The 25,256-nt window shown below is 42.5% G+C and carries 21 protein-coding genes; 9 read left to right on the top strand and 12 right to left on the bottom strand.

Annotated elements, in window-relative coordinates; all coding sequences use genetic code 11:
• The first annotated feature begins 3 nt into the window (after positions 1–3).
• From hutI to hutG, 3 genes are all read left to right on the top strand, one after another.
• On the top strand, positions 4–1,269 hold the full coding sequence (hutI, locus tag BM043_RS02630; protein WP_092788671.1) for an imidazolonepropionase: 1,266 nt from the start codon (positions 4–6) through the stop codon (positions 1,267–1,269).
• A gap of 63 nt (positions 1,270–1,332) precedes the next feature.
• Positions 1,333–3,336, top strand: coding sequence for a urocanate hydratase (locus tag BM043_RS02625; protein ID WP_092788670.1), 2,004 nt, complete (start codon positions 1,333–1,335; stop codon positions 3,334–3,336).
• 229 nt (positions 3,337–3,565) lie between these two features.
• Positions 3,566–4,522, top strand: coding sequence for a formimidoylglutamase (hutG, locus tag BM043_RS02620; RefSeq protein WP_092788669.1), 957 nt, complete (start codon positions 3,566–3,568; stop codon positions 4,520–4,522).
• A gap of 13 nt (positions 4,523–4,535) precedes the next feature.
• Here the strand turns inward: hutG and BM043_RS02615 are convergent, their stop codons facing one another.
• From BM043_RS02615 to BM043_RS02600, 4 genes are all read right to left on the bottom strand, one after another.
• Positions 4,536–6,746, bottom strand: a complete 2,211-nt coding sequence (locus tag BM043_RS02615; protein WP_092788668.1) for a tetratricopeptide repeat-containing sensor histidine kinase — start codon at positions 6,744–6,746, stop codon at positions 4,536–4,538.
• A gap of 72 nt (positions 6,747–6,818) precedes the next feature.
• Positions 6,819–7,238 (bottom strand): energy transducer TonB, encoded by a 420-nt coding sequence (locus BM043_RS02610; RefSeq protein ID WP_092788667.1) that lies wholly within the window; start codon positions 7,236–7,238, stop codon positions 6,819–6,821.
• Positions 7,239–7,371: 133 nt separating this feature from the next.
• Positions 7,372–8,103, bottom strand: a complete 732-nt coding sequence (locus BM043_RS02605) for a LytR/AlgR family response regulator transcription factor (RefSeq protein WP_092788666.1) — start codon at positions 8,101–8,103, stop codon at positions 7,372–7,374.
• Between the two features lie 138 nt (positions 8,104–8,241).
• Positions 8,242–11,187 (bottom strand): FAD-binding and (Fe-S)-binding domain-containing protein, encoded by a 2,946-nt coding sequence (locus tag BM043_RS02600; protein ID WP_092788665.1) that lies wholly within the window; start codon positions 11,185–11,187, stop codon positions 8,242–8,244.
• A gap of 127 nt (positions 11,188–11,314) precedes the next feature.
• Between BM043_RS02600 and BM043_RS02595 the strand changes: the two genes are divergently transcribed.
• Positions 11,315–11,623, top strand: coding sequence for a DUF3784 domain-containing protein (locus BM043_RS02595; RefSeq protein WP_092788664.1), 309 nt, complete (start codon positions 11,315–11,317; stop codon positions 11,621–11,623).
• A gap of 176 nt (positions 11,624–11,799) precedes the next feature.
• Here the strand turns inward: BM043_RS02595 and BM043_RS02585 are convergent, their stop codons facing one another.
• Positions 11,800–11,958 (bottom strand): nucleotidyltransferase domain-containing protein, encoded by a 159-nt coding sequence (locus BM043_RS02585; protein ID WP_092788662.1) that lies wholly within the window; start codon positions 11,956–11,958, stop codon positions 11,800–11,802.
• Positions 11,958–12,365, bottom strand: coding sequence for a nucleotidyltransferase substrate binding protein (locus BM043_RS02580; RefSeq protein WP_092788661.1), 408 nt, complete (start codon positions 12,363–12,365; stop codon positions 11,958–11,960). The genes BM043_RS02585 and BM043_RS02580 overlap by 1 nt, the downstream gene beginning before the upstream one ends.
• 189 nt (positions 12,366–12,554) lie before the next feature.
• On the opposite strand from BM043_RS02580, the gene BM043_RS02575 reads away from it, so the two are divergent.
• A complete protein-coding gene (locus BM043_RS02575; protein ID WP_092788660.1) occupies positions 12,555–13,325 on the top strand; it encodes a YdcF family protein in 771 nt (256 codons plus the stop codon).
• A gap of 55 nt (positions 13,326–13,380) precedes the next feature.
• Here BM043_RS02575 and BM043_RS02570 read toward each other — a convergent pair whose 3' ends face one another.
• From BM043_RS02570 to BM043_RS02555, 4 genes are all read right to left on the bottom strand, one after another.
• Positions 13,381–14,682, bottom strand: coding sequence for a type II toxin-antitoxin system HipA family toxin (locus BM043_RS02570; protein WP_092788659.1), 1,302 nt, complete (start codon positions 14,680–14,682; stop codon positions 13,381–13,383).
• On the bottom strand, positions 14,676–15,014 hold the full coding sequence (locus BM043_RS02565) for a helix-turn-helix domain-containing protein (RefSeq protein WP_092788658.1): 339 nt from the start codon (positions 15,012–15,014) through the stop codon (positions 14,676–14,678). Before BM043_RS02565 ends, BM043_RS02570 begins: the two co-directional genes overlap by 7 nt.
• A gap of 317 nt (positions 15,015–15,331) precedes the next feature.
• On the bottom strand, positions 15,332–19,195 hold the full coding sequence (locus BM043_RS02560) for an AAA domain-containing protein (protein ID WP_092788657.1): 3,864 nt from the start codon (positions 19,193–19,195) through the stop codon (positions 15,332–15,334).
• Complete coding sequence (locus BM043_RS02555) at positions 19,196–20,008, bottom strand: SDR family oxidoreductase (protein WP_092788656.1); 813 nt, start codon at positions 20,006–20,008, stop codon at positions 19,196–19,198. It abuts the gene before it with no gap.
• A gap of 286 nt (positions 20,009–20,294) precedes the next feature.
• Between BM043_RS02555 and rlmD the strand changes: the two genes are divergently transcribed.
• From rlmD to BM043_RS02535, 4 genes are all read left to right on the top strand, one after another.
• Complete coding sequence (gene rlmD, locus BM043_RS02550) at positions 20,295–21,701, top strand: 23S rRNA (uracil(1939)-C(5))-methyltransferase RlmD (RefSeq protein ID WP_092788655.1); 1,407 nt, start codon at positions 20,295–20,297, stop codon at positions 21,699–21,701.
• Positions 21,698–22,075 carry a hypothetical protein gene (locus tag BM043_RS02545; RefSeq protein ID WP_092788654.1) on the top strand — a complete coding sequence of 126 codons (378 nt, stop codon included), beginning with the start codon at positions 21,698–21,700 and terminating at the stop codon, positions 22,073–22,075. Before rlmD ends, BM043_RS02545 begins: the two co-directional genes overlap by 4 nt.
• A gap of 367 nt (positions 22,076–22,442) precedes the next feature.
• Positions 22,443–23,045, top strand: a complete 603-nt coding sequence (locus BM043_RS02540; protein ID WP_092788653.1) for a SatD family protein — start codon at positions 22,443–22,445, stop codon at positions 23,043–23,045.
• Between the two features lie 11 nt (positions 23,046–23,056).
• Complete coding sequence (locus tag BM043_RS02535) at positions 23,057–23,764, top strand: DUF3307 domain-containing protein (protein WP_245752907.1); 708 nt, start codon at positions 23,057–23,059, stop codon at positions 23,762–23,764.
• Here BM043_RS02535 and tnpB read toward each other — a convergent pair.
• Both tnpB and thiL read right to left on the bottom strand, forming a co-directional pair.
• Positions 23,755–23,907 carry an IS66 family insertion sequence element accessory protein TnpB gene (tnpB, locus tag BM043_RS19835; protein WP_092788651.1) on the bottom strand — a complete coding sequence of 51 codons (153 nt, stop codon included), beginning with the start codon at positions 23,905–23,907 and terminating at the stop codon, positions 23,755–23,757. The genes BM043_RS02535 and tnpB overlap by 10 nt on opposite strands.
• Before the next feature lie 213 nt (positions 23,908–24,120).
• Entirely contained in the window at positions 24,121–25,149 is a 1,029-nt protein-coding gene (gene thiL, locus BM043_RS02525) for a thiamine-phosphate kinase (protein ID WP_092788650.1), read from the bottom strand.
• Between the last annotated feature and the right edge of the window lie 107 nt (positions 25,150–25,256).

Below are 25,256 nucleotides of genomic sequence, written 5' to 3'. Positions count from 1 at the left end.
ACCATGAAGATGCCAAAACTGATCGGTCCAATATTCCAAACTCTAACTCTTGACAAGCTCCCGATTAAAGGTGCTCTGAAGGACGATCAACTGGAAATCATCGAAAAGGCAGGAATCCTGATTGAAGATGGAAAAATTTTTAAGGTGGGGAATTGGGAAAAACTCCGTAAAGAATTTCCCAAAGCTGAAATCTTTGAGTTAACAGGTGAATTTGTGGCTATTCCGGGATTGGTCGACTGCCATACCCATGGTTGCTTTGGTGGTTCGAGGGCAAAAGATTTTGCCATGCGAAATGCCGGAAAAACCTATCTGGAAATAGCGGAAGCTGGCGGAGGAATCTGGGACACCGTTTCAGAAACAAGAAAACATACTATTGAAGAATTGGCAACAATCACTGCCAAACATGCCAATCGGCATCTTTCAGACGGTGTGACTACGATCGAGGTTAAAAGTGGTTACGGGCTTTCTGTAAACGAGGAATTGAAAATACTTCGCGCCATTCACGCCGCAAAAAAATACACTTCGGCGGAATTGATCCCTACTTGTCTTGCAGCACATACCAAACCAAAGGATTTTTCAGGTTCCAACATAGATTATTTGAAGCTGATTTCAGAGGAGCTTTTTCCAATCCTGAAAGATGAACGGCTCTGCAACCGCATAGATGCTTTCGTGGAAAAAAGTGCCTTTTCTCCAGAGGAAATCAATCCCTATTTTCAAAAAGCAAAAGACTTAGGCTTTGATTTGACCGTACATGCCGATCAGTTTTCGGTGGGTGGGTCAAAAGTAGCGGTAGCATTTGGGGCACGTTCGGCTGATCATCTTGAGGCATCCGGTAAGAAAGAAATTTCGCTTTTGGCTCAATCGGATTGTATTTCTGTCGCATTACCTGGGGCATCTATCGGCTTGGGCAATGGTTTTAGTCCTGCCCGTGAATTACTCGATCAAGGAGCAGCTTTAGCCATCGCCTCCGATTGGAATCCCGGTTCGGCCCCCATGGGAGATTTGCTGACTCAAGTTGCGGTTTTAGCCACTTTCGAGAAACTTAGTACCGCAGAGGTTTTTGCTGGAATTACCTTCCGCGCAGCCGCAGCTTTGGGACTATCAGATCGTGGAAAATTGGTAACCGGTGCATTGGCAGATTTAATCCTTTTCCCAACATCAGACTATCGGGAGATTCTCTATCATCAGGGAAAAATGAAACCAGTGGAAGTTTGGAAGTTGGGAAGTAAGGATGTTTTGACCTCCGATCAAAATTACCAAAAAGGATAAAATCAGGTACTCGATGAAGGTCAAAGAAGTATCGTAAATCCTAATCCGTAAAACGTAATTCCCATGTCTTTCCAAAATCAAATCAAACAAGGCATCCCGACTTTTCTTCCTAAAAAGAAGCAACGAAATCCAGCAATTTCGCATGCACCAAATCGAAAGGATATTCTTTCTAAAGAAGAGAAAAAACTGGCTCTTCAAAATGCTTTGCGCTATTTCCCCAAGGAATGGCACAAAGAATTGGCCCCTGAATTTTTAAATGAATTAATGGAGTTCGGGCGAATTTACATGTATCGCTTTATGCCGGATTATCCGATGCAAGCCCGACCGATATCTGAATATCCTGCCCAATCCCGACAAGCCGCTGCCGTCATGCTAATGATCCAAAACAACTTGGATCCTGCCGTAGCCCAGCACCCGGATGAATTGATCACCTACGGAGGAAATGGAGCGGTTTTTCAAAACTGGGCTCAATACCTGCTTACCATGAAATACCTCGCGGAAATGACGGATGAACAGACACTCCATATCTACTCCGGTCATCCGATGGGGCTTTTTCCTTCCTCTACGGATGCTCCACGCGTCATCGTGACCAATGGCATGATGATCCCGAATTACTCCAAACCCGACGATTGGGAGCGGTTCAATGCGCTCGGAGTCACCCAGTATGGACAAATGACGGCAGGTTCTTATATGTACATCGGTCCGCAGGGAATCGTCCATGGCACCACCATCACGGTGATGAATGCATTTCGGAAAAAATTAAAAGAAGGAGAAGGTCCTGAAGGTAAACTTTTCCTCACGGCCGGATTGGGAGGTATGAGCGGGGCTCAGCCCAAAGCAGGAAATATTGCAGGCTGTGTGACCGTCTGTGCAGAAGTTAATCCAGCTGCAGCGCGAAAACGACACGAACAAGGTTGGGTGGATGAATTGATCGAAGATTTGGAGCGTTTAGTCAAGCGAGTGAAAAGGGCGAAAACCGAAAAAGAAGTGGTTTCAATCGCATTTTTAGGCAATGTGGTAGATGTCTGGGAACGATTTGACGAGGAAAATATCTTTGTCGAGCTCGGTTCAGACCAGACCTCCCTGCACAATCCTTGGGCCGGAGGATACTATCCGGCGGGACTATCTTTCGATGAATCCAATCATTTAATGGCTGAAAACCCGGAAGCTTTTAAAGAAAAAGTGCAAGAATCCCTACGTCGTCAAGCAGCTGCCATCAATTGCCACGCAGCCAAAGGAACTTACTTTTTTGACTATGGAAATGCCTTTCTCTTGGAGGCTTCACGAGCAGGTGCAGCAGTCATGGCCGATAATGGTATCGATTTCCGCTATCCAAGCTATGTACAGGATATCTTGGGGCCCATGTGTTTTGATTTTGGATTTGGACCTTTTCGATGGGTTTGTACTTCTGGAAAAGCCGAAGATTTGCGAAAAACAGATCAAATCGCTGCTTCAGTATTGAAAGAAATCAAAAAAAATGCACCCGATTCCATTTCTCAACAAATGCAGGACAATATCACTTGGATCGAAGAGGCGGAGAAAAACAACTTAGTCGTTGGTTCCCAAGCTAGAATTCTCTATGCCGATGCAGAAGGCCGATCTAAAATCGCTGAAGCTTTCAATCGAAGTATTGCCATAGGTGAGATTTCCGCTCCGATTGTTTTGGGCAGAGATCATCATGATGTGAGCGGAACAGACTCTCCCTACCGGGAAACGAGCAATATCTACGATGGAAGTCGATTTACAGCCGATATGGCTGTTCATAATGTGATCGGTGACAGCTTCCAGGGAGCTACGTGGGTTTCGATCCACAATGGTGGTGGAGTTGGCTGGGGTGAAGTGATCAACGGTGGATTTGGATTGGTCTTAGATGGAAGTCAAGAGGCAGAGCGAAAACTAAAATCCATGCTTTTTTTTGATGTAAACCACGGAATTGCCCGAAGAGCCTGGGCTAGAAATGCAGGTTCTATCGAAGCTATCCAACGAGAAATGGGGCGAACTCCCGGATTGAAAGTCAGTATTCCGAATTTGGTGGATGAGGCAGTTTTGAAAGGGTTAATTATTTAAACCCGAAATATCAGGCTGAACCACTGAGTCAATTTCCTCAAAATCCCAGGTCAGATAATCCGCATACGTTTAGCCAGAAAAGGAAGCCTCCGGATCCCGAAAGGTGGACAAATCAATATTTTCTTTTTCTGGTATTCGATAGGTTTTCATCCCTTTTGCCGTTTTATTGAAAAAATCAACACTTATCAGACAATAAGTTAGTAATTTGATTTTAAAAATTGAAAGTAGAATGGCGATTCATACTAATCCAAACCCCGAAAACTGGGTGGGTCGAAAATCTGAAAATCCAGAATATTGGCACCAATTTGTCCAATGTATTTCCGACTTAAAATTCTCTCAAGAAAGCAGAAAAAAAATAGGAATACTAGGCTATCCCGTGGAAGAGGGAGTTCGTCGGAATCAAGGTAGACCAGGTACTAAAGAAGCTCCGAATCTGATTCGGAATCTACTGGGGAATACTGCTTTTCACTTAGGAGAAAATGTATCTATCAATGACTATGGAGATATTTCAATCCGGGAAAAAGAATTGGAAACTGTTCAGCAAAAAGTTTCGGAGGCCATGAAAGGACTGATTCAAAGCAAGCATTTTCCCGTGTTATTCGGCGGAGGTCACGATTTGGCTTATGCACATGGAAAGGGACTTTTAAACCACCTCATTCCAAAAGGGGAAAAGCTCGGAATCATAAACTTGGACGCTCATTTTGATCTTCGTCCCTTGGTAAATGGAAAAGGACATTCCGGTTCCCCCTTCTTCCAACTTTCAGAGGAATTCCCAAATGATTTTCACTACCTCGCCCTAGGAATTCAACGTGCTGCAAACCCTGTTTCGCTTTTCCAAAAAGCCAAAGAAGTCAATGCGAAATACCTGCTCATGGAACAATTTCGATTGCACAATTGGGAATATATCGAAGAGCAAATCATCTGGTTTTTGGATTCTGTAAACAAGGTTTACCTGAGCATCGATTTAGACGGATTTTCTTCAGCTTTTGCTCCGGGAGTTTCTGCCCCGTCACCGATGGGTTTCAGCCCTCAGATCGCATTTAAAGCTTTTGAGTTGATCGCCAAAAGTAAAAAACTGATCAGCTTGGATGTGGTCGAATTGAACCCGAGATTTGATCAGGACAATGCCACGGCCAGACTTGCAGCACGATGCGTGGAGTATATTTTGAGAAAGGTTTTTGTTTAATTAAAAAATTAAGCTATGCGGCCAAGCTTGATTCTTTGAAGTGAATCAAAAACGCTGTTCCATCTTGGCTTTCAACTTTCATAGTTCCATTGATTTGACGCGTTAGGCTATTGACCAGCCTCAATCCCAAGGTAGGCGAACGCTCTATATCGATATTTTGATCCAAGCCTTTGCCGGTATCTGCCACCAAAAGCTCAAACTCTCCTGGTCCAGTCTCTTTTAGCTTGATTTTTATCGTTCCAGTCTCGGCATCTTCAAATGCATATTTCAAAGCATTGCTCAGCAACTCATTGGTAATCAAACCTAAAGGAATCGCCGTATCAATATCCAGATTGATTTCTTCACTATCGATTTCTACTTCGATTTTTTTCTCAGACCGATAGGTTTGTGTCAGAAAATCACTCAATTGAACCAAATATTCCCGCATGTTAATCGCCGAAAGATTATCGTATTGATAAAGTTTTTCGTGAATCAAGGCCATCGTTTTTACCCGGCTTTGACTTTCCTTCATGGCATCAATCATCTTGAGATCATTCATCCCCCGTGTCTGCATACTGAGCAAACTTGAAATGATCTGAAGGTTGTTTTTCACCCGATGATGGATTTCCTTCAATAGCATTTCCCGCTCTTGATTTTGCTTTTCGATTTTTTGATTTTTTTCGGTCAGAAGTTCATTGGCTTTTTGTTTGACTCGAGAGCGATTGTAGAAAAGGGTTGCCACGACCAAAAACATAAGAATCCCACCTATCGCTAGGTAAATTTGTGCTTGTTGCCGTTCTGTTTTAAGCATTTGCAATTGACTCTGCTGCTCCAAAAGTTCGATTTCCTGATCCTTTTTTTCGGTTTCAAAGGCCGTCTGAGTTTCTAAAAGTTGCTTGGTTCTATTTTCATTTAAGACACTATCACTGTATTGCTTGTAAGCGATCTGCGATTCATAGGCTTGCCTGTAATCCCCTTTTCGCTGATACAAGTCCGCAAGGGCAAAATGCACATCCCTCAGGCCATTAGGTTGTCCAAATTCATTCCGAAGAGTTAGTGCTTTTTTTAAAAAATCTTCTGCCAAAACAAATTCCCCTGTCCGCGCATAAGAGGTGCCCAGATTGTGATAAATCGAGGCGATTTCCCGGCTTTTTTCCGAATTCATCACTGCCAATGCCTCTTTATAATCAGCGATGGCCTGGGGGAAATTTTCCTGCCTGAAATTTATCCTTCCTCTCAGAATTCGCCCTCTAGTACCTCCCTCGGATTGCTTGCTTTCATCAAAAAAAGTGAGCCCTTTATCTACATAGAACTTGGCCGAGTCAAATCGCTCTTGATCCAAAAAATAATCAGCCAATTCATAATCCAACTCAGCCAAAATCAACCTATTTTCCTTTTCAGTGGCAAAATCTCGAGCTTTATCCAGATAGAGTCTCCAATTATACCAATCTTCCAATCGTTCATAGATTTTGGTCAAGTAGAGATGACCTGCATTGGCTTGACTCCAATCTTCATTTTTCTCAGAAATCCGAAGGCCCTTTAGAGCAAAATTTAACGCACTGTCCAAATTCCCGATATTGAGATGAACATTGCTTTTGTTATAAAACAAATTTGTCCACCGACTGTCCTCAGGATTAGTCCGGATGGTCAAAACGGAGTCTGTTTCGTTTAAATATTCCAAAGCTTCTCTGTACTCTCCTTGATAGCTGTAGGCCAATCCCAGATTTTCTAAAGCCACGGCCAAACCGGCTAAATCATCTGCCTCCGAAAAAATGGGAATCGCTACCAAATAACTTTCGATCGCACCCTCATAATCCGACTGTCGCTCTTTGATAATCCCCAAATTCATCGCCATCCCCGCAGCGTCCTTTTCTCGTCCTCCTTCGGAATAATAAACCAAAGCTTGCTCGAAGTTGGATTTAGCAGCATCCGCTTGTCCCCGATAAAACTCCAAATTACCCAAATAATGATAGGCCGTACCCAAGACATCAGGTTGATTTTTGAGTCGGGGATCTTCGATCAAATCGAAAAAAAGATCAAAAATTTCTGAGGAAAGCGTCTTCGAACCTTGGTCATAGACGAGCTGAATCAGGGTGATCGCTTCCTGTCGGTTTTCGGTTTGAATTCGCTTTTCGATTCCGTCTATATAAAGTTGTAGAGAGTCCTGAACCCAGCTATCCTGCTCTGTTTGGGAGAAGGATAGCTGAGAAATCAAAAAAAGCAGAAATGTTAGTATTCGACGCATTGGAATCTAAGCATAAGAAAAAGAATGTTTTAAGTTAACCTAATTTGCCAAAAGTAAAAAACCAAAAACTACTCAGTTCAATTCGAAACGGATGGGAAGTTGATATTTTGTTTTCACCGAAACCCCATTTTGAGCGGCAGGAATCCAATCCGGCATTTTATTGATTAGTTTTATCGCTTCCGCATCCAATGTTTCACAAACCGATTTCTTGATTACAGGTTGACTGATTTTTCCTGATTTTTCGATTAAAAATTCCACAATTACAGTTCCTTCGGATCCTTTGACTTTGGCTTGAGACGGGTAAATGAAATTTTCGGAAATGAATTCGACTAAAGCTTCATGCCCTCCCTCAAATGCTGGCTGGGATGAAGACATCATACTCACGATGGAAGGTTCTGGATATTCCGTGAATGCCAATTGATTTTGAGCAAATAGGGATTGAACTGAAACTAAAAAACAAAGAGCTAATAGATTGATAGATAGAGCTTTCATGATTAAAGGAGTTTAAATTTTGATCAAATGAAACTACCTCTAATTGCTAATCCCCTCGACAGTTTTGGTAAGAACTGCTTTAAAAAGTAAAAGAAATGTACTGAAATACAGTTATCGCGTAAAGCTGATAAACCTACAGCGTTTTGATGTGATTAATCAGCCAAGAATACTGATTTCTACTCAATGGAATCCGTTTTCCGGCAATGTGCACTTCATTGGAATCGATGGCCTCGATGTAAGTCAGGTTGATGAGATAGGATTTATGAATTCGGGCAAATTGCTTTTCATCAAGTTTCCTTTCCAAATCTTTCAAAATAGCGCGGATCACAAACTTCTTATCCTGAGTGAAAACCTGGGTGTAATTTCCATCCGATTCGAAATAGAGAATATCATTGAAAAACACCTTGACCAACAAGCCATTATGCCTCACAAAAAGACAATCCTGAAGGATAAATTCCTCAGCAGAATCCTCCTGAGTTTTGATTTGCTCTGATTGAAAATTGGATAAAGCCATTTGGATAGTCGCATGGATTTCCTTTTCAGAAAAAGGCTTTACCAAGTAGCCGTAGGGCCGAACTTCCTTAGCTCGCTCCAGCGTATTCGTATCTGCATGAGAAGTCAAAAAGACAAAAGGAATTTTGAAGTTTTCATTGATATCTGCTGCGAGGTCTATCCCGTCTTTTCCTCCTTTGATACGAATATCCAAAAGCACCAAATCAACATCATCCGAGCCCAAAACCTGCATGGCTTCACGGGCTGACATGACCACATCCACCACCTCATACCCCATGGACTCCAAAATATCCCGAAGATCTTCCGCGATAATCACCTCATCTTCAACGATTAAAATTTTATGCTTTTCCAACAGTCTTCTTTAAATAAACTCACCATTCAATACTACCTAAAATCAAATTAGTATTCGATTTGTTTTTTTGATTTTTTGAGGGAAAAAGTCAAAATCGTATTCACCATACGCTATTTTTGCTGCTAACAAATCTCACTTCTAAATCGATAAAGCATCCCAAAGAATCTCCACCGGATGTTTGGCTTTTCGGCCTGTGCCGTCTGCAATCTGATGGCGGCAAGAAGTCCCTGGCGCTGCAATCAAGGTGGTTTCTTCGGTATTTCTCACCGCCGGAAACAGCACCAACTCTCCTACCTGCTGTGAAACTTCGAAATGTTCTTTTTCATACCCAAAGCTACCTGCCATTCCACAGCAGCCACTCGGGATCGTTTCCACCGAATAGTTTGCCGGAAGAGAAAGGATTTTTTGCGTCCAAGTCAGAGAAGAAAGCGCCTTCTGATGGCAATGTCCGTGAAGCTTGATTTTTTGGGTTTTGTCTGTAAATGATTCCGCTTTGATATTCCCTGAGGCTGTCTCCTGCGCCAAAAACTCATCAATCAGCTTGACGTGAAACTTAAGTTTCTTGGCTCCTTCGACCAAATCTTTACCAACAATCCGTGGATATTCATCACGGAAACTCAAAATCGCCGAAGGTTCTAATCCAATTAGAGGAGAATTGCCATCGATCAGCTTATCGAAAATTCGAACATTCGCTTCTGCATGTTTTTTAGCTTTCAGCAAAAGGCCTTTGGAAAGGGCAGAGCGCCCGCTTTCTTCATGATCGATAACTTTCACTTCATATCCCAACTTTTTCAATAGCGATATCGCTTTGATTCCTATCTCCGTGTCATTATGGTTGGTAAATTCGTCCACAAAGAAATACACGGATTTGATTATTTCAGATGGCCCAGAAATCGAAGCATAGTTCTTTTTATACCACTTCCTAAGACTGAAATGGCTGATTTCAGGTAAATTCCGGCTTGGAGCTACTCCCAGAACTGATTTCATCAAACCTCCGGTAAAGGAGTTTTTCAGGAAGAAATTGGCAATTGAAGGTACTTTCGCTCCCAATTCATTGAGTTCATTAATGTAGGCGAAAGCCTTGGATCGGAGGGGAACTCCATGTGTTTTTTGATATTGATAGAGAAATTCCGCTTTCATGCTTGACATGTCCACATTGGAGGGACATTCGGCAGTGCAGCCTTTACAACTCAAACAAAGATCTAAGGCCTCCTTGATCTCAGGATGATCAAAGGCGTTTTCCTTTTTATCCAAAGTCAAAAACTCCCGAAGCGTATTTGCTCTGCCTCTAACCGTATCTTTTTCATTTCGAGTGGCCATGAAACTGGGACACATCGTCCCTCCCGAACCCGGAAGTTTGCGGCAATCTCCAGAGCCGTTGCATTTCTCCGCCAAGCGAAGGATTCCTCCCACATTGGAAAAATCCAAGACCGTTTTATGCTCGGGAGTTTGCATGCCCGGTTCATAGCGCAGAAATTGATTCATCGGTGCAGCATCCACGATTTTGCCCGGATTGAAGATGTTTTTCGGATCCCAAGTGGATTTGATCCTTCTGAAAAGTTGGTAGTTTTTTTCTCCCACCATCAAGGGAATAAAAGCCGCACGCACCCGACCGTCTCCATGTTCTCCCGATAACGACCCTTGATATTTTTTCACCAACTCAGCAGAGGCACGGGAGATTTTGTAAAAATCCTCCACTCCTTCCTGAGTCTTCAAATCCAAAACAGGACGCAAATGGATTTCTCCGGCACCCGCATGGGCGTAATGCACCGGTTTTTGATTGAAAGCTACCATCATCTGATCAAACTCATCGATGTAGTCTGCCAAATCATCAATATCCACTGCCGTATCTTCGATGCAGGCCACCGCCTTGGGATCACCGGGAATATTAGCCAGTAATCCCAAACCTGCAGCCCGAAGGGACCAAGCAGAAGCCACCTTTTCCGGCTCGATGATGGGATAGGCATAGCCCAGCTTGGCTTTATTAAGGTCTTCAACCAAAGCCTCCCCTTTTGCCATTGCCTCTTCAAATGTTTTTCCTCGAAACTCGATCATCAATATCGCCTCCGGATCTCCCTCCACGAAATAGCGGTTTTTGGAGTATTCGATGCTTTCTTTAGTACAATCCAGGATAATTTTATCCATTAGTTCCACTGCTGTCGCCGGATGCTTCATGGCGACTTGGGCGGATTTCATGCTTTCGTGGATACTTTCAAAATGGGCCGCCACGACGATTTCTATGGGATCTGGAAGTGGATCGAGGCTGATTTTGATTTCGGTGGTAAAAGCCAAGGTGCCTTCCGAACCAGATAATAACTTGCAGAAGTTGAATTTTTGGTTACCCTCGAAAAGCTCCGTTTTTAGCAATTCGTCTACTGCATAACCCGTATTTCGACGATGGATGGACTTTTTGGGGAATTGGGCATGAATTTCTTCCCGGATCTCGGGATTGTTGAGTTCGTCGAAAATTTGCCGATAGAGCTGTCCCTCCAGATCATTCTGTCCGCACTTCCTATCAAAATCATCTTGGGAGATTTCTTCAAAAACCACTTTTTTTCCGTCGCTGAGAATGGTGTTCAGCGAAATCACTTTATCCCGTGTCACCCCATAGACAATGGAAGTCGTTCCTGAGGAATTATTTCCCACCATTCCACCGATCATGGCCCGGTTGGCGGTGGAAGTGATCGGGCTAAAAAATAACCCATGGGCCTTCAAAAAACGATTCAACTCATCCCGAACTACACCTGGCTGAACGCGAATCCAGCGTTCCTCCTTATTGAATTCCAATATTTGCGTGAAATGCTTGGACACATCAACTACGATGCCGTTGCCCACGCATTGTCCGGCGAGGGAAGTACCTGCCGTACGTGGAATCAAGGAAGTACCGTGTTCCGTAGCAAAGTGAATGAGCTGTTGGATATCCGACTCCGACTTGGGAAAAGCAACCGCCAAAGGCATCTCCCGATAGACGGAGGCATCGGTCGCATAGAGCGTCCGGGTTAGTCGGTCAAACTGCAAGCTACCCTCCAGTTGGGTGGCCAGTTTTTCCAGTTGAGGTACTAGATTCGATTGGTTTGAAAGCATAGAGTAAAAATACAGATCCCCCAATAAAATAATAGCGGTATAACTGAATTAGTAGAAAACTTGTTTTTCAAAGCTCGCTAACTATTTTAGGAGTATAATTGGAAAAGCATTTTTAAATAAGAAGATTATGGGATCCATCCTATCAGGTATTATTTTTTTGGCAATCGGACTCATCGTAAGAGTTTATCCTAATATCCTTGCCGGCTACAATAGTCTATCTCAAAAAGAGCGAGAAAACACAGAGAGGAATGGGTTACCCTTCTATGGATTTCTATTGTTTACCGCTATGGGGGTAATTTCATTACTTTCCTATGTCATTTCTAGGTGGCTTGAAGCCCCACACTTGAGCTCAGGAATTACCCTGATAGTTACTTTGGTTGGGGCGATAATCGCTGTGGTTGGTGGTAATTACTTGATAAACAACAGAATCAATTAATTTAAACCTTGGTTTTCTGACGAGAAGCTAAATAAAACACCTTTCCAACCCTGGTGATGTGTTCTTTCAAGTTTTCATTTTTAATATCCTTCCAAACCTGAAGATCGACAGTTAAGGGAAAATCACTGGAATTGATTTCCATCCAAATCTCACCCAAAACTTTTCGCTCAATCTCATCAAAGATCATCAAAGATCATCAAATCCAAATCACTGCGTTCGCTGTAAGTTCCTTTGGCACGCGAACCATAGACTTTGACCTTAGAAATGGCAGGGTATTTACTAAAAATACGCTTTAGGATTTCGAAGGATTTAACGCTTAGGCCGAAGGTTTCCATTAGTAAATTTCTGAAAGTTTTTTTGCCAGTGAGGCTAACAAAAGTGTGTAAACAGACTGTATATCAGGAATAACCGCCTCAAAGGTCTCTAAATCATAACTATGACTGAGTAAGTTCCAATCATTAATCATTTCCAGCCAAACCTCAACCTGATCGATGTACTTGGCTTGAAAAGCTTCTTTTATAACAACTTTTGGAGAAATACGATCCAAAATTAATCCATCAAACTCCATTTTATCCTTCAGCGTCTTCCATCCCAATTCCAAGGTATATTCAAATCGCTGGACAATCCCCTCTTTTTCTAATTGAGAAAGTTCGTCCAAATCTAAAGATTCTACTTCCACAAGGAGATTTACCGCCTTGAGGAAATTATCCAAACGCTGAATCCAACGAATATCCTTTTCCATACCTTTAGAGTTTATGGTTCAATTTACCACAATTCCCTTGGGAGAAAAATCAAAGACCAAACTCAATGATCAATTTCCATTGGTCTAACTCAATAACCAAGGATCCTCCACCTGATAATTGATCATTGAAAATTGAGTTTGAAAATTCCATCCTTCCCGCTTTTCTTTACACCCAAAATCAAACCTTCCATGTTCTTCTACCTCTCCCAGTTTCTGAGTTTTTTGGCGATGCCGCTGACAATCGTGCTGATTTTGATCGTCTCTGGCGCAGTTTATATCCGTAAATCATGGGGAAAAAAGTTGGTTTGGGCAGGCATTGGACTTTTACTTTTTTTTACCAATCCATTCCTATCTAATCTGGCCTTATTGGCTTGGGAACCCGAGTTCAAACCTTTTGAAGAAATCGAAACACATGAAATCGGCATTGTTCTCACCGGAGTCACTAATCTAAGCAAAACAGCAACCGACCGAACCTTTTTTAATAAAGGCGCAGACCGCATCACCCACGCTCTGCAACTCTATCGAATGGGCAAAATCAAAAAAATCCTCATTACCGGTGGTCAAGGCCTCAATCCAATCAATCCGCAATCAGAAGCTGAATTATTACAGAGATTCTTGGTGATGACCGGAGTCCCGGAATCGGATATTCTCATTGAAGATCAAGCAAAAAATACGGCCCAAAATGCTCAGTTCACCAAAACTTTTTTGGAGCAAAATGGCATTTCCACCGACCAGGAGTTTGTCCTCATCACTTCAGCCTTTCATATGTATAGGGCCAAAGGTTGCTTTGACAAGGTGGGATTGAATACGGTCACTTTTCCGACCGATTATTATTCCCATGACGTGAAGTATGACTTTCCTGCTCTGTTTTTTCCTGATCCTTTTTCGATGGAGTACTGGACCAAGCTAGTGAAAGAATGGATTGGAATAGTCGTTTACACAGTGGTTGGCTATATGTAAGGAGCTTTAAACTGATGAGGTTCTTAATATTTACCAGCCCCCTTGAAATCAGACATTAGACCAAAAGTGTTTTCTGAATCGAATCGCGCAACTTCTGTTCTACTTGGACTTCCTCGGCAAAATGGCTCCATTTTTTGACCGCCGTTTTTACCTGATTTATCTTTTCATCCGGTTTTTTGATATTCATCTTTCGGGCTACTTCCAAATAATCATCCTCAGTGATTCCTTCTCGTTTTCCATTGACCTGAAGAGATTGGCTACTTACCCAGAGACTACCGGGCCGGTAAGCATGGCAAATATCAAAGGCAGGAGAAAGCCTCCATTTGCCACTTTGATCCATCAGAAAGGCAAAATTCTTGGTGTGATCATCACAATTACGAGCCAGCACATTGAACACCATTCGGATAAACAGCTGCTCCGCTTCCGGATAAGTTAATCTTAACATCCGCATTGTTTCAAAAGCTTGTTCATAACTATACATTCCAACCTGATTGAAGTCAAAATGCCTAATGCCACAGAGACTCTGCATGTGGATTTTTTCTCCTGAATCGGTTCGGTCAAAGCGCTTGGTCATAAAATGTGCCCGCCCGTTTTCTTCCAGTAAGCGACATTCATTCATCTCTATTCCTGCCTCAAGTGCCATCAGATAATAGGCCATCTCTACTCTTCCATAGCCCGCACTAGATCCAAACTGAGAATCATGCACTCCATCAAACTTGATAATCCAATGCGAAAAGCCTTTTGGCGCTTTCACCTGACCACTCTTCACTTCTCCGGTTTTAGGATTAAATGCGATCACTGCCTTTGCCCTTGCCCCACCAGCAGAAGTACCGATTTTCAAGATATCCGCCAATGCTGATTCCTCTTCTTGAGAAAGATCGGTTTGAAAGTTTTCTTTGACATTCAGCACTTTCTGGGCGATTCCTACCAAACTGTCAATTTCCAAGGAACTCGCTTTCAGGCTTTCCTTTCGCAAAGCAGGCTTGATTTCCAATGCTCCCACTCCTCTTTTTCCGATAAAACAGAGCAATTCCACGGGATTTAAACTGTTGGAAGGACGGCCATTTTGAACTAGCCAAGTATTGATCAGGTGGTTTCCGTACTTGTCGGGAAGCATGTCTGCCAACAGTCCCGGAAGCCCCCTGAAGGCATCAAAACCATCGCCTTTGTCACTGCGTGTTTCGGGAAAGGAATAAAGCCGATTTCCCTGAGAAAGAGGCATCAAAATAGGCGAAATATCCCAGCCAGATCGCAAAAAACCACGGTCAAACTCAAAGCTTGCTAACTGTTTGGTCTCATCCCAAAGAACCGCCCCTGCAAGCCGATCCCAAATCCAGATTTCTGCTGCTACTACCATTCTGAAGGGCGATCATCCTCAGCAGCAATATCCGTATGCCTTACCCGCTGACGCTGATTTTTCTTTTGTAGCTTGATGTATTCGAGCGGACTGATCTGCTGACTAACCTCAAAAGCCTCCAACAATTGCAACTCCCCCAAGACACGCAAAACCTGAATCAAGGTGATCAGATTCACCTTCTCACCCCGCTCTAGCAAACTTAGCGTAGAACGACTCATCCCGGCCTCGGTAGCCAACTCATCCTGAGTCTTATTGATGCCTATCCGTTTCTTTTTGATGAAGTCTCCGATCATCTGCAGGATAGCCATATCTGAAAGCTGCTCGATAGTCATGACTGATTAATCATTTATTATATTCAAATATACTTATTTATGAATGATTTATCAAACAATTTTAGATAAAAGACGCTAGAAGTAAGACAGAGAATCATAGAATAAGACTCTAGCAATTGAAATTTTGATAAAACAAATTATTACTCACTCATAATAATGATAAAAATTATTTATTGAATGATTTACAATTCATAATAAGAAATTAAAAAGTATCATCCTACTTTTCAGCCTTCTGACGTTAACATTTTGAAAACTGCAACTGCCTACTGAACTCCATTCAATATTAACAATTCTTCAATTTTATAACTTTATCTTTCTTATTTCCCAAACCTACTCCATTTCCACTCCCATTCCCAACCTTTTTCCTCCAATAAAATCGGATGATAGGCCATAGCTGCTTTGGCTGTGGGAGCATCAAAAAATCGCTGATCATCGGTTAAAATTGCTTTTTGATTGCCTTCAGCATCAGTAAAAAGTAAATCCATCACCGCAGAAGGAATCTCTTTAGCATAGGATGGATCAGATTTGATTAGGTATTTTTTCAAACTCCAATCCAACTCGAATCCTGCCACTTTCAACTCCGGAGCTGGAATATCACGGGCATGGCTTTGCACTTTGACCCAAGTCAAAAACTCCCTCAATAAGGCTAAACCCGGATTATTAAGTTGACCGGAACGAAACTCTTCTGGTTCGATAGAAGAAATGACATGCAGCATTTTTCTAGCCCGGGTAATTGCGACATTCAATCGATTTTCAGCACCTGACTTGCCCAACAAACCAAAATTAGTAATCAGTTTTCCCTCCCGGTTTGGAGCATAACCCAAGGACAAAACCACTTGATCAAACTCATCTCCCTGCACATTTTCAATATTACGAACTTTAATATCTGAATCCTGAAAACCCTCTTTCCAAAGTGTCTCTCGAATCAGCTCCATCTGAAAATAATTGCCAGTCACGATTCCGATGGAATCAGTTGGAGCTTCTTTTCGGATCATCCTGACCCGATTCAGTACCACCTCTGATTCTAGTCGATTGATTTGATTTTCCCAGATTCCTTCGACTTTTTCCCAGGTAAAAGGCGTTTTTCCAGCTTTGATTACGGCATAATCCGGCAAAGTCTCCAATCGGTTTCCATAAAAATGAGTATTCGAAAAATAAATCAATCCCGGATCTGCCGAGCGATAATGTCCTCTGAGCTGTAGATTTTCAAAAAAATGGGCGGCCAATTCGAGTAGGGATTCGGCTTCGTATTCCATGCCCTCTTCGTCGCTTTCCCACTTGACCTGATAAAAATCCGATGGACGAAGTTGCTTCGAATCTCCGGCCACGACCACCTGCTTTCCTCTTAGCATTGCCGGCAAACCCCGCTCCACAGGACATTGGGAAGCTTCGTCGAAAATAACCAAATCAAACATCTGGGAAGTTGAAAATACAGCCGAAACAGTCTCAGGACTGCCCAGCCAACAGGGTAGCACACGGAAAACTTCTTCTTCCAATTCGGTAATCAATTTACGGATGGACCATTTTTGGCGCTTTTTACTCACCTGATGCAGCAGATCTCGATACGTTACCTGATTACCTAGTCGGTTGTATTCCAGATGCTCAGCCGCACGTTCACTAAGTCGTAGCAAAGCCAAATGCCGGGCATTTTTTCGCTTTTCTAAAATGGCGTTCTTGAGTTCGTCCATCTCATGACTTAGACGCAAGGAACCCATTTCACTCAAAGCAGGATGCTGCCGCTCGATCTCTCCGATCCAAGCCAGTCGCCAACCATTCCAGAAAGTAGAAACGGCTTCATTCAAAGCAGATTGGGGGAAATCCTCACCCAGTTTTTCACCCAATTCCCTGAAATTCCAGCCGTCCAAAAACTGATCAAACCCCTTCAATTCAGTAAAAACCGAAGACCAATTCAGTGGATTATCCGGGAAAACGGATTGCAACCCCTTTTCCAACAAATCCAAAAATTGAGCTTCAGTTAACCAAAGTCGATAAGAAAACAAGTTAGCAGCCAACTCTTCAGAGTACTTTCGAATATCAGCCAAGTACGAATTAAATTCAGAAAAAGACAGCTTTTCCCAGTCAATCAAATCTTGAATTTCGGGAAACTCATCCCAATTTTTTTTCCAAGTCAATAGTTTTTCAACTTGATTTAGATCAGTCGAAAATTGTCCCTTGGATTTACAAAAAGTAGATGTGGGCAAATCCTTTTCCATTGCCTGAATTTGGAGTTTTGACTGACACTCTTTTTGAAGATCACGGAGATTATTAAAATCAAGCACTAGCTGATTTTGGGCTAAAGTTTGAAAAACCAGCCGAAATTTTGACTTGGAATATCTGGCCTGAAGCTTTCCAAAGAAACGTTGAGAAAGGGGGAGTATCATTTCCAGCTCCTTATTCAGTTTCTCCAAATCTTCGCCCAATTCAAACCTCCAGCTTTTGGAAATATCCATAGCCTCGATCAGGAACTTGTGGGTTTTTGAAATGGATTTTTGCTCATTTGGGTCAAAAATGAATCTAAAATCTGTTTCAGGATTGGAAAGCTGGATTAAGGAAAATTGAAGCTTTTCAATTTTCTCCAAAAACTCCCGACCGGACCAGATTGCATGCAAAACAGGTTTTCCTTTTTCTCCCGAGAGAACTTCAGGAAGCTGAATTCGATGATTTTCCAAATTAAAAAGCACCTTTGAAATCAGGGCAAAATCCGAAGGCTGAACTGCGGTAAAAGAAATTCGATTTTCCCAAAAGCTCCCCGTGAATCGATTCTGATATTTTGTGAAAATCCGGAAATCCTGTTCAAATTGTTTTGCTTGCTCTAATTTTAGTTGAAGCAATTTGGGATGGGAAAAAGCCGGTCCATTCAACTCCGCTTGGAGATAAAGCGCCTTGATAGGAATTCCAGCCAATTTTTCATCGAAAAGGGCTGATCGGACATCTTCAAATTTTCCCGACAGTCTGGATATCGTCTTGGAAAGTTGGCTTAGTTCCCGTTCCAGCTGAATAGCATCAATGCCCCGATTTTGGCCTTGGTATTCTTCTATAGATTCAATCTGGGTTTTGATTTTCTCAAAAAGCAACTTTTGATCGGCCCGAAAATCATGAACAAGTCCCAAAAATGAACCGAATCCCGCTATTTCCAATCGTTCAAAAACCACATCGAGCGCAGCACGCTTTTGGGAAACGACGAGTACTTTTTTGCCACGAGCAATATAATCAGAGACTAAATTGGCAATCAATTGGGACTTACCGGTACCGGGAGGACCTTGGATGACCAGACTTTTGCCCTGACGAACTTTGATCAAAGCACTTTCCTGAGAGGCATCAAGCGGAAAAACCGGAAATAGATTTTCTTCCCGGATCTGCGTTTCATTTTTCTCTGAAATAAACAGCTTCCGAAACAGTTCCTCCAAAGAGGGTTCGGCGTGGCCCTCCATCAACTCCTCATAATCTGAAAATAGAAAACTTCCTTTTTGGGCAAATTGACCCAAAACGGCATAAGGTCTTAAACTAACTTTCCCTTCAGAGAATCGCTCCTGATCGAGAGAAATTTGGGAATTGGGAAAAGGAAGAACCTGATTTTCAAGTATATTAGATTGAACCTGAATGGCAAAATGCTCGGAAATCAATCGGGAAAGCGCCGTCCGAAACTCAAGTGAATCTTTGGGCAAATTTTCCAGGAGTTCATCGGAAAAAGATTCAGGCAATTGATCTCCCGTAGCATGCCTCCAAGCCAACAGAAAGGCCGGATTCCACTGCCAGTTTTCCTCCGAGATCAAATTCCAAAAGCTATTTTCCTTGATTAGCTGAACTGATTTTAAAAGTAAGGGCCCACGGACCACTTGCCCGTTGATGAGCTTTCCCTCGACAAAAAGCCAAGCCAGATACAAGCTTTGTTCGCCCGTTTCCTCCTGGGTCAACTGATCCCGAAAAGCCATTCGGGAAAGCGCCTTGGAAACCTGATTGGCATCACCAGATCGAGGGTCGAGATCCGGAGCAAGCCTGATTTTCTTTTTGCCTTCAATCGATTTTCGAAGAATCTCAAATGCCGGCTCACCGATCAAAAAATCAAAATCACGAAGATCCAGCATCCCAAATCCGTCTAATTTCGGCAAATACAAAGACCTGTTTTTAGTGGACAGATCGGTGAGCCGATGAAGGTAGGTTTGGAAGATGGATTCGGGCATTTAGTTAAAAGGCGAGTCTTTTTCTTTGGCCATCTGATTATAGACAATTCCGTCGAGAATTCCGGGCATCCATTTATTGAGAAACACAGCCAATTTCCCTTGCCCGGTGAGCACGATATCCCGCTTTCGTCGGATCGTTGCTTTCAAAATATGCTGGGCCACTTCTTCAGAAGTCATCATTTTCTGTTCATCCCGAGGAGACTCTCCTTGAGAAGAACCGTCTGCGGTAAGGGCTGTATTTCGGATATTGGAAGCAGTAAAACCCGGGGCTACGACTAAAACATGGACGCCTTTTTTCATTACCTCGGTACGCAAGGCTTCAAAAAATCCATTCATCGCATATTTACTCGCGGTGTAAGCCGTCCGTGCCGGAGTACCTCGGTAGCCATTGATGGAAGAAATACCGATGATCGAACCCTTGGATTCTAAAATGGCAGGAAGGCAAAACTTTGTGGCATAGACTGTTCCCCAAAAATTGGTATCCATGACCTTGTGAAAAACCTCCAAATCCAAATCCTGAAAAAGCGCCCGCATGGAGATCCCTGCATTGTTGATTAAAATATCTATTCGACCATAGTGGGATAGCGTTTCTTCGGCCATTTTTTGAGTGTCTCTTTCCGAACCTGCATCTGCTAAAATGGGTAGTATTTCTATGTTTTTTGATCTAAGTTTGCTTGTCGTTTGTTCCAATTTCTGCGGATTTCTGCCTGTGATCGCGATTTTGGCACCCTCCCGACCAAATACCTCGGCACAGGCCTCTCCGATTCCTGAAGTAGCTCCGGTGATGAGGACGACTTTGTCTTTGAATTTCATGGTTGAAAATTAAAAAGTAAAGATAGGAATTAGTGAGAAAAGAGGAAGGTAAAATCATTTCGTCCCTCCGAAACTCAGGCTTTATTAACCAATCCTCGATTCACAAACAAAAATGCGCCGCTGGTCCCATTCTACCTCTTATCCAAAAAACTTACTATGTGGTTTCGATTGTAAAATAGGATCGGTTTGATGAGTCGAGAGTTTAGGAGAAGCGATTTGATTAATAGCCTGAGAGCTTTTAAAAAGTCCAAAGGTCTTCTCCTCCTTTTTCCCTAATTTTGCGCCCATGTCGAGAAAAATGAAAAATAAGGTCATCACCAACCTCGAAATCGAGCGCATCGCTTCAGAAGGCAAATGTGTCGGGCATCATGAGGGCAAGGTGGTTTTTGTTAATCAAGTGGCCCCTGGTGATGTGGTGGATGTACGGATTACCCGGGGAAAAAGCTCTTTTATGGAAGGAGAGGCCATTCACTTTCACGAATACTCCAAAGACCGCATCGAGCCTTTTTGTTCTCATTTTGGGACTTGCGGGGGTTGCAAATGGCAGCACATCAATTATGAATTGCAAAAAAACTACAAACGGCAACAAGTCGTGGATCAATTTGAGCGAATCGCCAAAGTTCCAATTCCTGAAGTTCTTCCCATTTTAGGCTCTGAAAAGACCCAATATTACCGCAATAAACTTGACTTTACTTTTTCCAATAAAAAATGGTTGACCCTGGATCAAATTCGATCCGGAGAAGACTTTGACCGGAATGCGTTGGGCTTTCATATCCCAAAGATGTTTGATAAAATCATCGACATCGAGCATTGCTATCTGCAAGGCGGGATTTCCAACGAAGTCAGAAATGAACTCAGAGGTTTTGCCTTGGCCAAATCGTTGACCTTCTATGACATTCGGGGGCAGGTGGGATTATTGAGAAATCTGATCATCCGAACTACCTCCACAGACCAAGTCATGGTGATCGTCCAATTTGGAGAAAATGATCCGGAGGGAATCGAATTGGTGATGGAGTTTTTAAATAAAAAATTCCCCGAAATCACCTCCCTACTTTATGTGATCAATACCAAAGGAAACGAGACCTTCCATGATTTGGAATTGGTGACGTTCGCTGGACAAGATTACATCGAAGAAGAGATGGAAGGCCTAAAATTCCGTATCGGTCCAAAATCCTTTTACCAAACCAACTCGGAGCAAGCCTACGAATTGTACAAAGTGGCACGTGATTTTGCACAGTTGAAGGGCGATGAAGTGGTCTATGACCTCTACACCGGCACGGGCACGATTGCCAACTTTGTGGCAAAAAAAGCCAAGCAGGTGATCGGAGTAGAATACGTCGAAGCGGCGATTGAGGACGCTAAACTCAATTCCCAAATCAACGGAATCGAAAACACCCTTTTTTATGCTGGAGACATGAAGGACGTATTAAACGAGGCCTTTATCGAAAAACATGCAGCCCCAGACGTCATTATCACCGATCCGCCCAGAGCCGGGATGCACGAAGACGTGGTGAATATGCTGCTTCGACTGGCCGCACCGACGATCGTTTATGTATCCTGCAATCCTGCCACGCAGGCCAGAGACATCGCGCTTTTGGGAGAAAAGTACCAAGTGGAACGAATTCAACCCGTGGACATGTTTCCCCAGACCTATCACGTAGAAAATGTTGTACGACTAACACTCAAATCATGATTTCAGATTTCAACGATCCCGAACTCAGCGGAAAATACCTAGGAACGATCACGAGTGACTTTGTGAAAGTATCCGACGTGTTAAAAGAAGCCTCTTATCAGGTGCGCTCTCGGGGTTTCTCGGATTTTCCGATTTTTCCGATCTCCAAGGAAATGCAACCTATTGGTAAAATTTTCTTGGGAAAAGCAGAGAAAAACCTCGACTGGAACTACTTCATTACCTACGTGGACGAGTTTGTACAGCGAAAATTAATTGCGGAAGAGTCTCTGCCTGAGTTTCAGAAAGCCTACAAAGACCCCGATGAGTTTTGTTGTCTATTTGTAATTGATGGAGCCTTTACCAGCTTTGTCTATGTGCCCTATCCTGAGGAATAAATAAAATCAGCCTTTAACTAGTCCATTCCTCGGAGTATCTAGAATCGCTAGGAATGCTATTTTTCGTCCAATTTTTTACTTGGAATGTATCCATCCGAGCAATGGACTTCACAATTCAATCCTAATTCGCATACGGCGGAGATTTGTTGGCAAGTTTTAATGGCTGCTTTAAATGATTTGACGAACAATAAAATTAGGAAAGTGTAATTTTTGTAAAATACTTCTAGTTTGAAGAGCTAGTACTAGAAAAAGACAGATTTCGTAATTCTTCAAATATCGGCTCCGGATCAGATTTTTTAAAATATCGGCTCCAAATCAGATAATATTGTTTATCTGCTTTAAATAAGATATTTTTAAAAAAAAAGATATGGTAGCTGTTATAACTGGAGATATCGTGAACTCCCGCTTAGAAAATCCAGCGAAATGGATGAAACAACTCAAAGAAGTCTTAGAGCGTGAAGGAGATGAACCTAAAGACTGGGAGATATACCGAGGGGATAGTTTTCAACTGAGAATTCAAACATCAAAAGCTCTGTTTGTAGCATTTTTAATAAAATCCACTATCAAACACTTTAAGGATTTAGATGTCAGAATGGCAATAGGAATAGGTAATATTGATTATGAAGGTTCAAAAATTACGGAATCGAATGGTTCCGCCTTTATACGATCAGGAGAATGTTTTGAGACTCTCAAAAAAGAAACACTGGCAATAAGAAGTAAAAGCATTGATTTTGACAGAAAAATAAATCTAATGATATCATTGGCCATATTAACAGCGAATACATGGACTCCAGTATCCTCAGAAATCATAAAAGCAGCCTTGCTTCACCCAAATAAAAATCAAAAAGAATTGGCTCAATTACTTAATAAAAAAAGTCAAGGGACAATCAGCGAAGGTTTGAAAAGAGGGGGATATGATGAAATCCAGAGACTTTTAGAATACTATCAGGAGGAAGTTTCCAAGTTATAATACAACTTATCTTGCAATTAGTCTTAGCGCATATTCTAGGAGATTTTGTAATTCAGCCTGATGATTGGATAGAAGACAAGAAGAAAAAGAAGCATAAGTCTCGTAAATTATATTGGCATACTGCAATTCATGCCATTGCTCTTCTATTTACTCTACAGTTTGATTTGCAGTATTGGATAGGGATACTATTCATAGTTGTGACCCATTATTTAATAGATTTAGGCAAGTTATATGCAAATGAAAAAGTAAATGAAAGGTGGTTGTTCTTAATAGACCAGGCTTTGCACTTATTGATAATAGGTGTGACTGTTTATTTTTATGCCCCATTTTCTGTAGAGTTTAAAGAAGCATATACTCCAGAGGCTTTACTTCTAATTGTTTTCCTGCTTTTAAAAACATTTGTTTCGTCGATTTTTCTAAAAGTACTAGTATCAAAATGGAAACCTGAAAAAAAAGGGAATGAAGAATTAAAAAATGCAGGAGCTTACATAGGAATGTTGGAGAGATTGTTCATTTTCGGTTTTATCCTAATTGATTACTGGGAAGGGATTGGATTTTTATTGGCTGCGAAGTCTGTTTTTAGGTTTGGAGACCTATCAAATACTGAAGATAGAAACCTTACTGAGTATATATTAATTGGTACACTTCTGAGTTTTGGGATAGCTATCTTGATTTCAAAAGGGTATCAGTATCTTGAAAAGGCACTAATTCACCAATAGAGCACCAATCCCCCTGCTTCCCAGTGGAGCAGCTTGACCAGGGTATGGCTGCGGTTCAGGAAGATATACACTTCTCCGGACAGCGGATCCCGCTCCAAGGTATTGCGGACCAGACCGCTCGACCCGTCAAAACCTTTCCTCATGTCCACTGCCCCGCCATAGAGAAGAAACCGGTGTGAAGCTCCCAGCGTAAACCTATTACCAGTTGATCAGCTGGCGGATCTGGGAAAGGTCCTGGATGCCACGGACCGTCACTCCGTTGGGGAATACCACCTGCAGCCCAACGGAGGGTACAGGGATCATCAAGCAGACCAATCCATCGGGGAATTAAGACTAAAATCCGGCTTTTCAATCCGTTAAAAATGCTTCCAACCTTGGGCTTTGAGCTGAACGGCTGTACCACTTTTGGTCACCAAAAACTTACCTTCCTCAGCTTTGGTGATATGCCCGATAAAGTGAATATCAGGATGCTTTTCCAGTTTTTTGAAATCCTCTTGATCAATCGTAAACAGCAGTTCGTAATCCTCTCCCCCGTTCAACACGCAGGTGATCGGGTCCAAATTCAGTTCCACGGCGGTATCAAAGGTCTGCTTATCGATAGGTAATTTATCCTCGTAAATCGTAGCGCCAACATTGGAGGCTTTGCAGATATGGAAAATCTCCGATGCCAGGCCGTCCGAGATATCCATCATGGATGTTGGCTTGACTCCCAATTCGCGCAGTTCATGAATAATATCCATCCGTGCATCCGGCTTGAGTTGCCGTGCGGTGACGATTCCATATTTTTCCAAATCCGGCTTCATATCGGGATTGGCGAGGAAAACTTGTTTTTCCCGCTCCAAAATCTGCAAGCCGACCAAAGCCCCACCTAAATCTCCGGTCGCACAAAGAATATCATTTGCTTTAGCTCCGCTACGATAGACGATTTGGTCTTTTTTGGCTTCGCCGATGGCGGTAATCGAAATCACCAAGCCGCCTCTAGATGCCGTCGTATCCCCTCCGACCAAATCCACCCCATAATGCTCACAAGCAGCATGAATTCCGGCGTACAAAGCATCTACAGCTTCTACAGAAAAGCGATTAGACAAGGCGATGGAAACCGTGATTTGTTTGGGAATAGCATTCATGGCAGCAACATCCGAGACATTCACGGCTACGGCCTTGAATCCCACATGTGGAAGTGGTGCATAAGCTAAGTCAAAATGAACGCCTTCTAGCAACAAATCGGTCGTAACCACCTTAACATGATCTCCGGCCTCAATCACCGCCGCATCATCCCCGATCCCTTTGATGGATGAGGGGTTTTTGAGTGAAACTTTTTTATTCAAATGATCAATGAGCCCAAACTCACCGATTTCGCTTATTTCTGTTCTTTTTTCTGACATTTCTTAGTATGTAATTCGTTGTTGAATTTATAGTTAATGGGTTTTTGAGCTACGAATAATTAAGGTTTAAGGTAATGTATGAAGCTCCAAACTAATACAAGAGCTTA

Source organism: Algoriphagus hitonicola, from assembly GCF_900113375.1.
Taxonomy (GTDB): Bacteria; Bacteroidota; Bacteroidia; order Cytophagales; family Cyclobacteriaceae; genus Algoriphagus; species Algoriphagus hitonicola.
The sequence above is the reverse complement of the archived record's forward strand: the minus strand, read 5'-3'. Positions and strand labels throughout refer to the sequence as shown.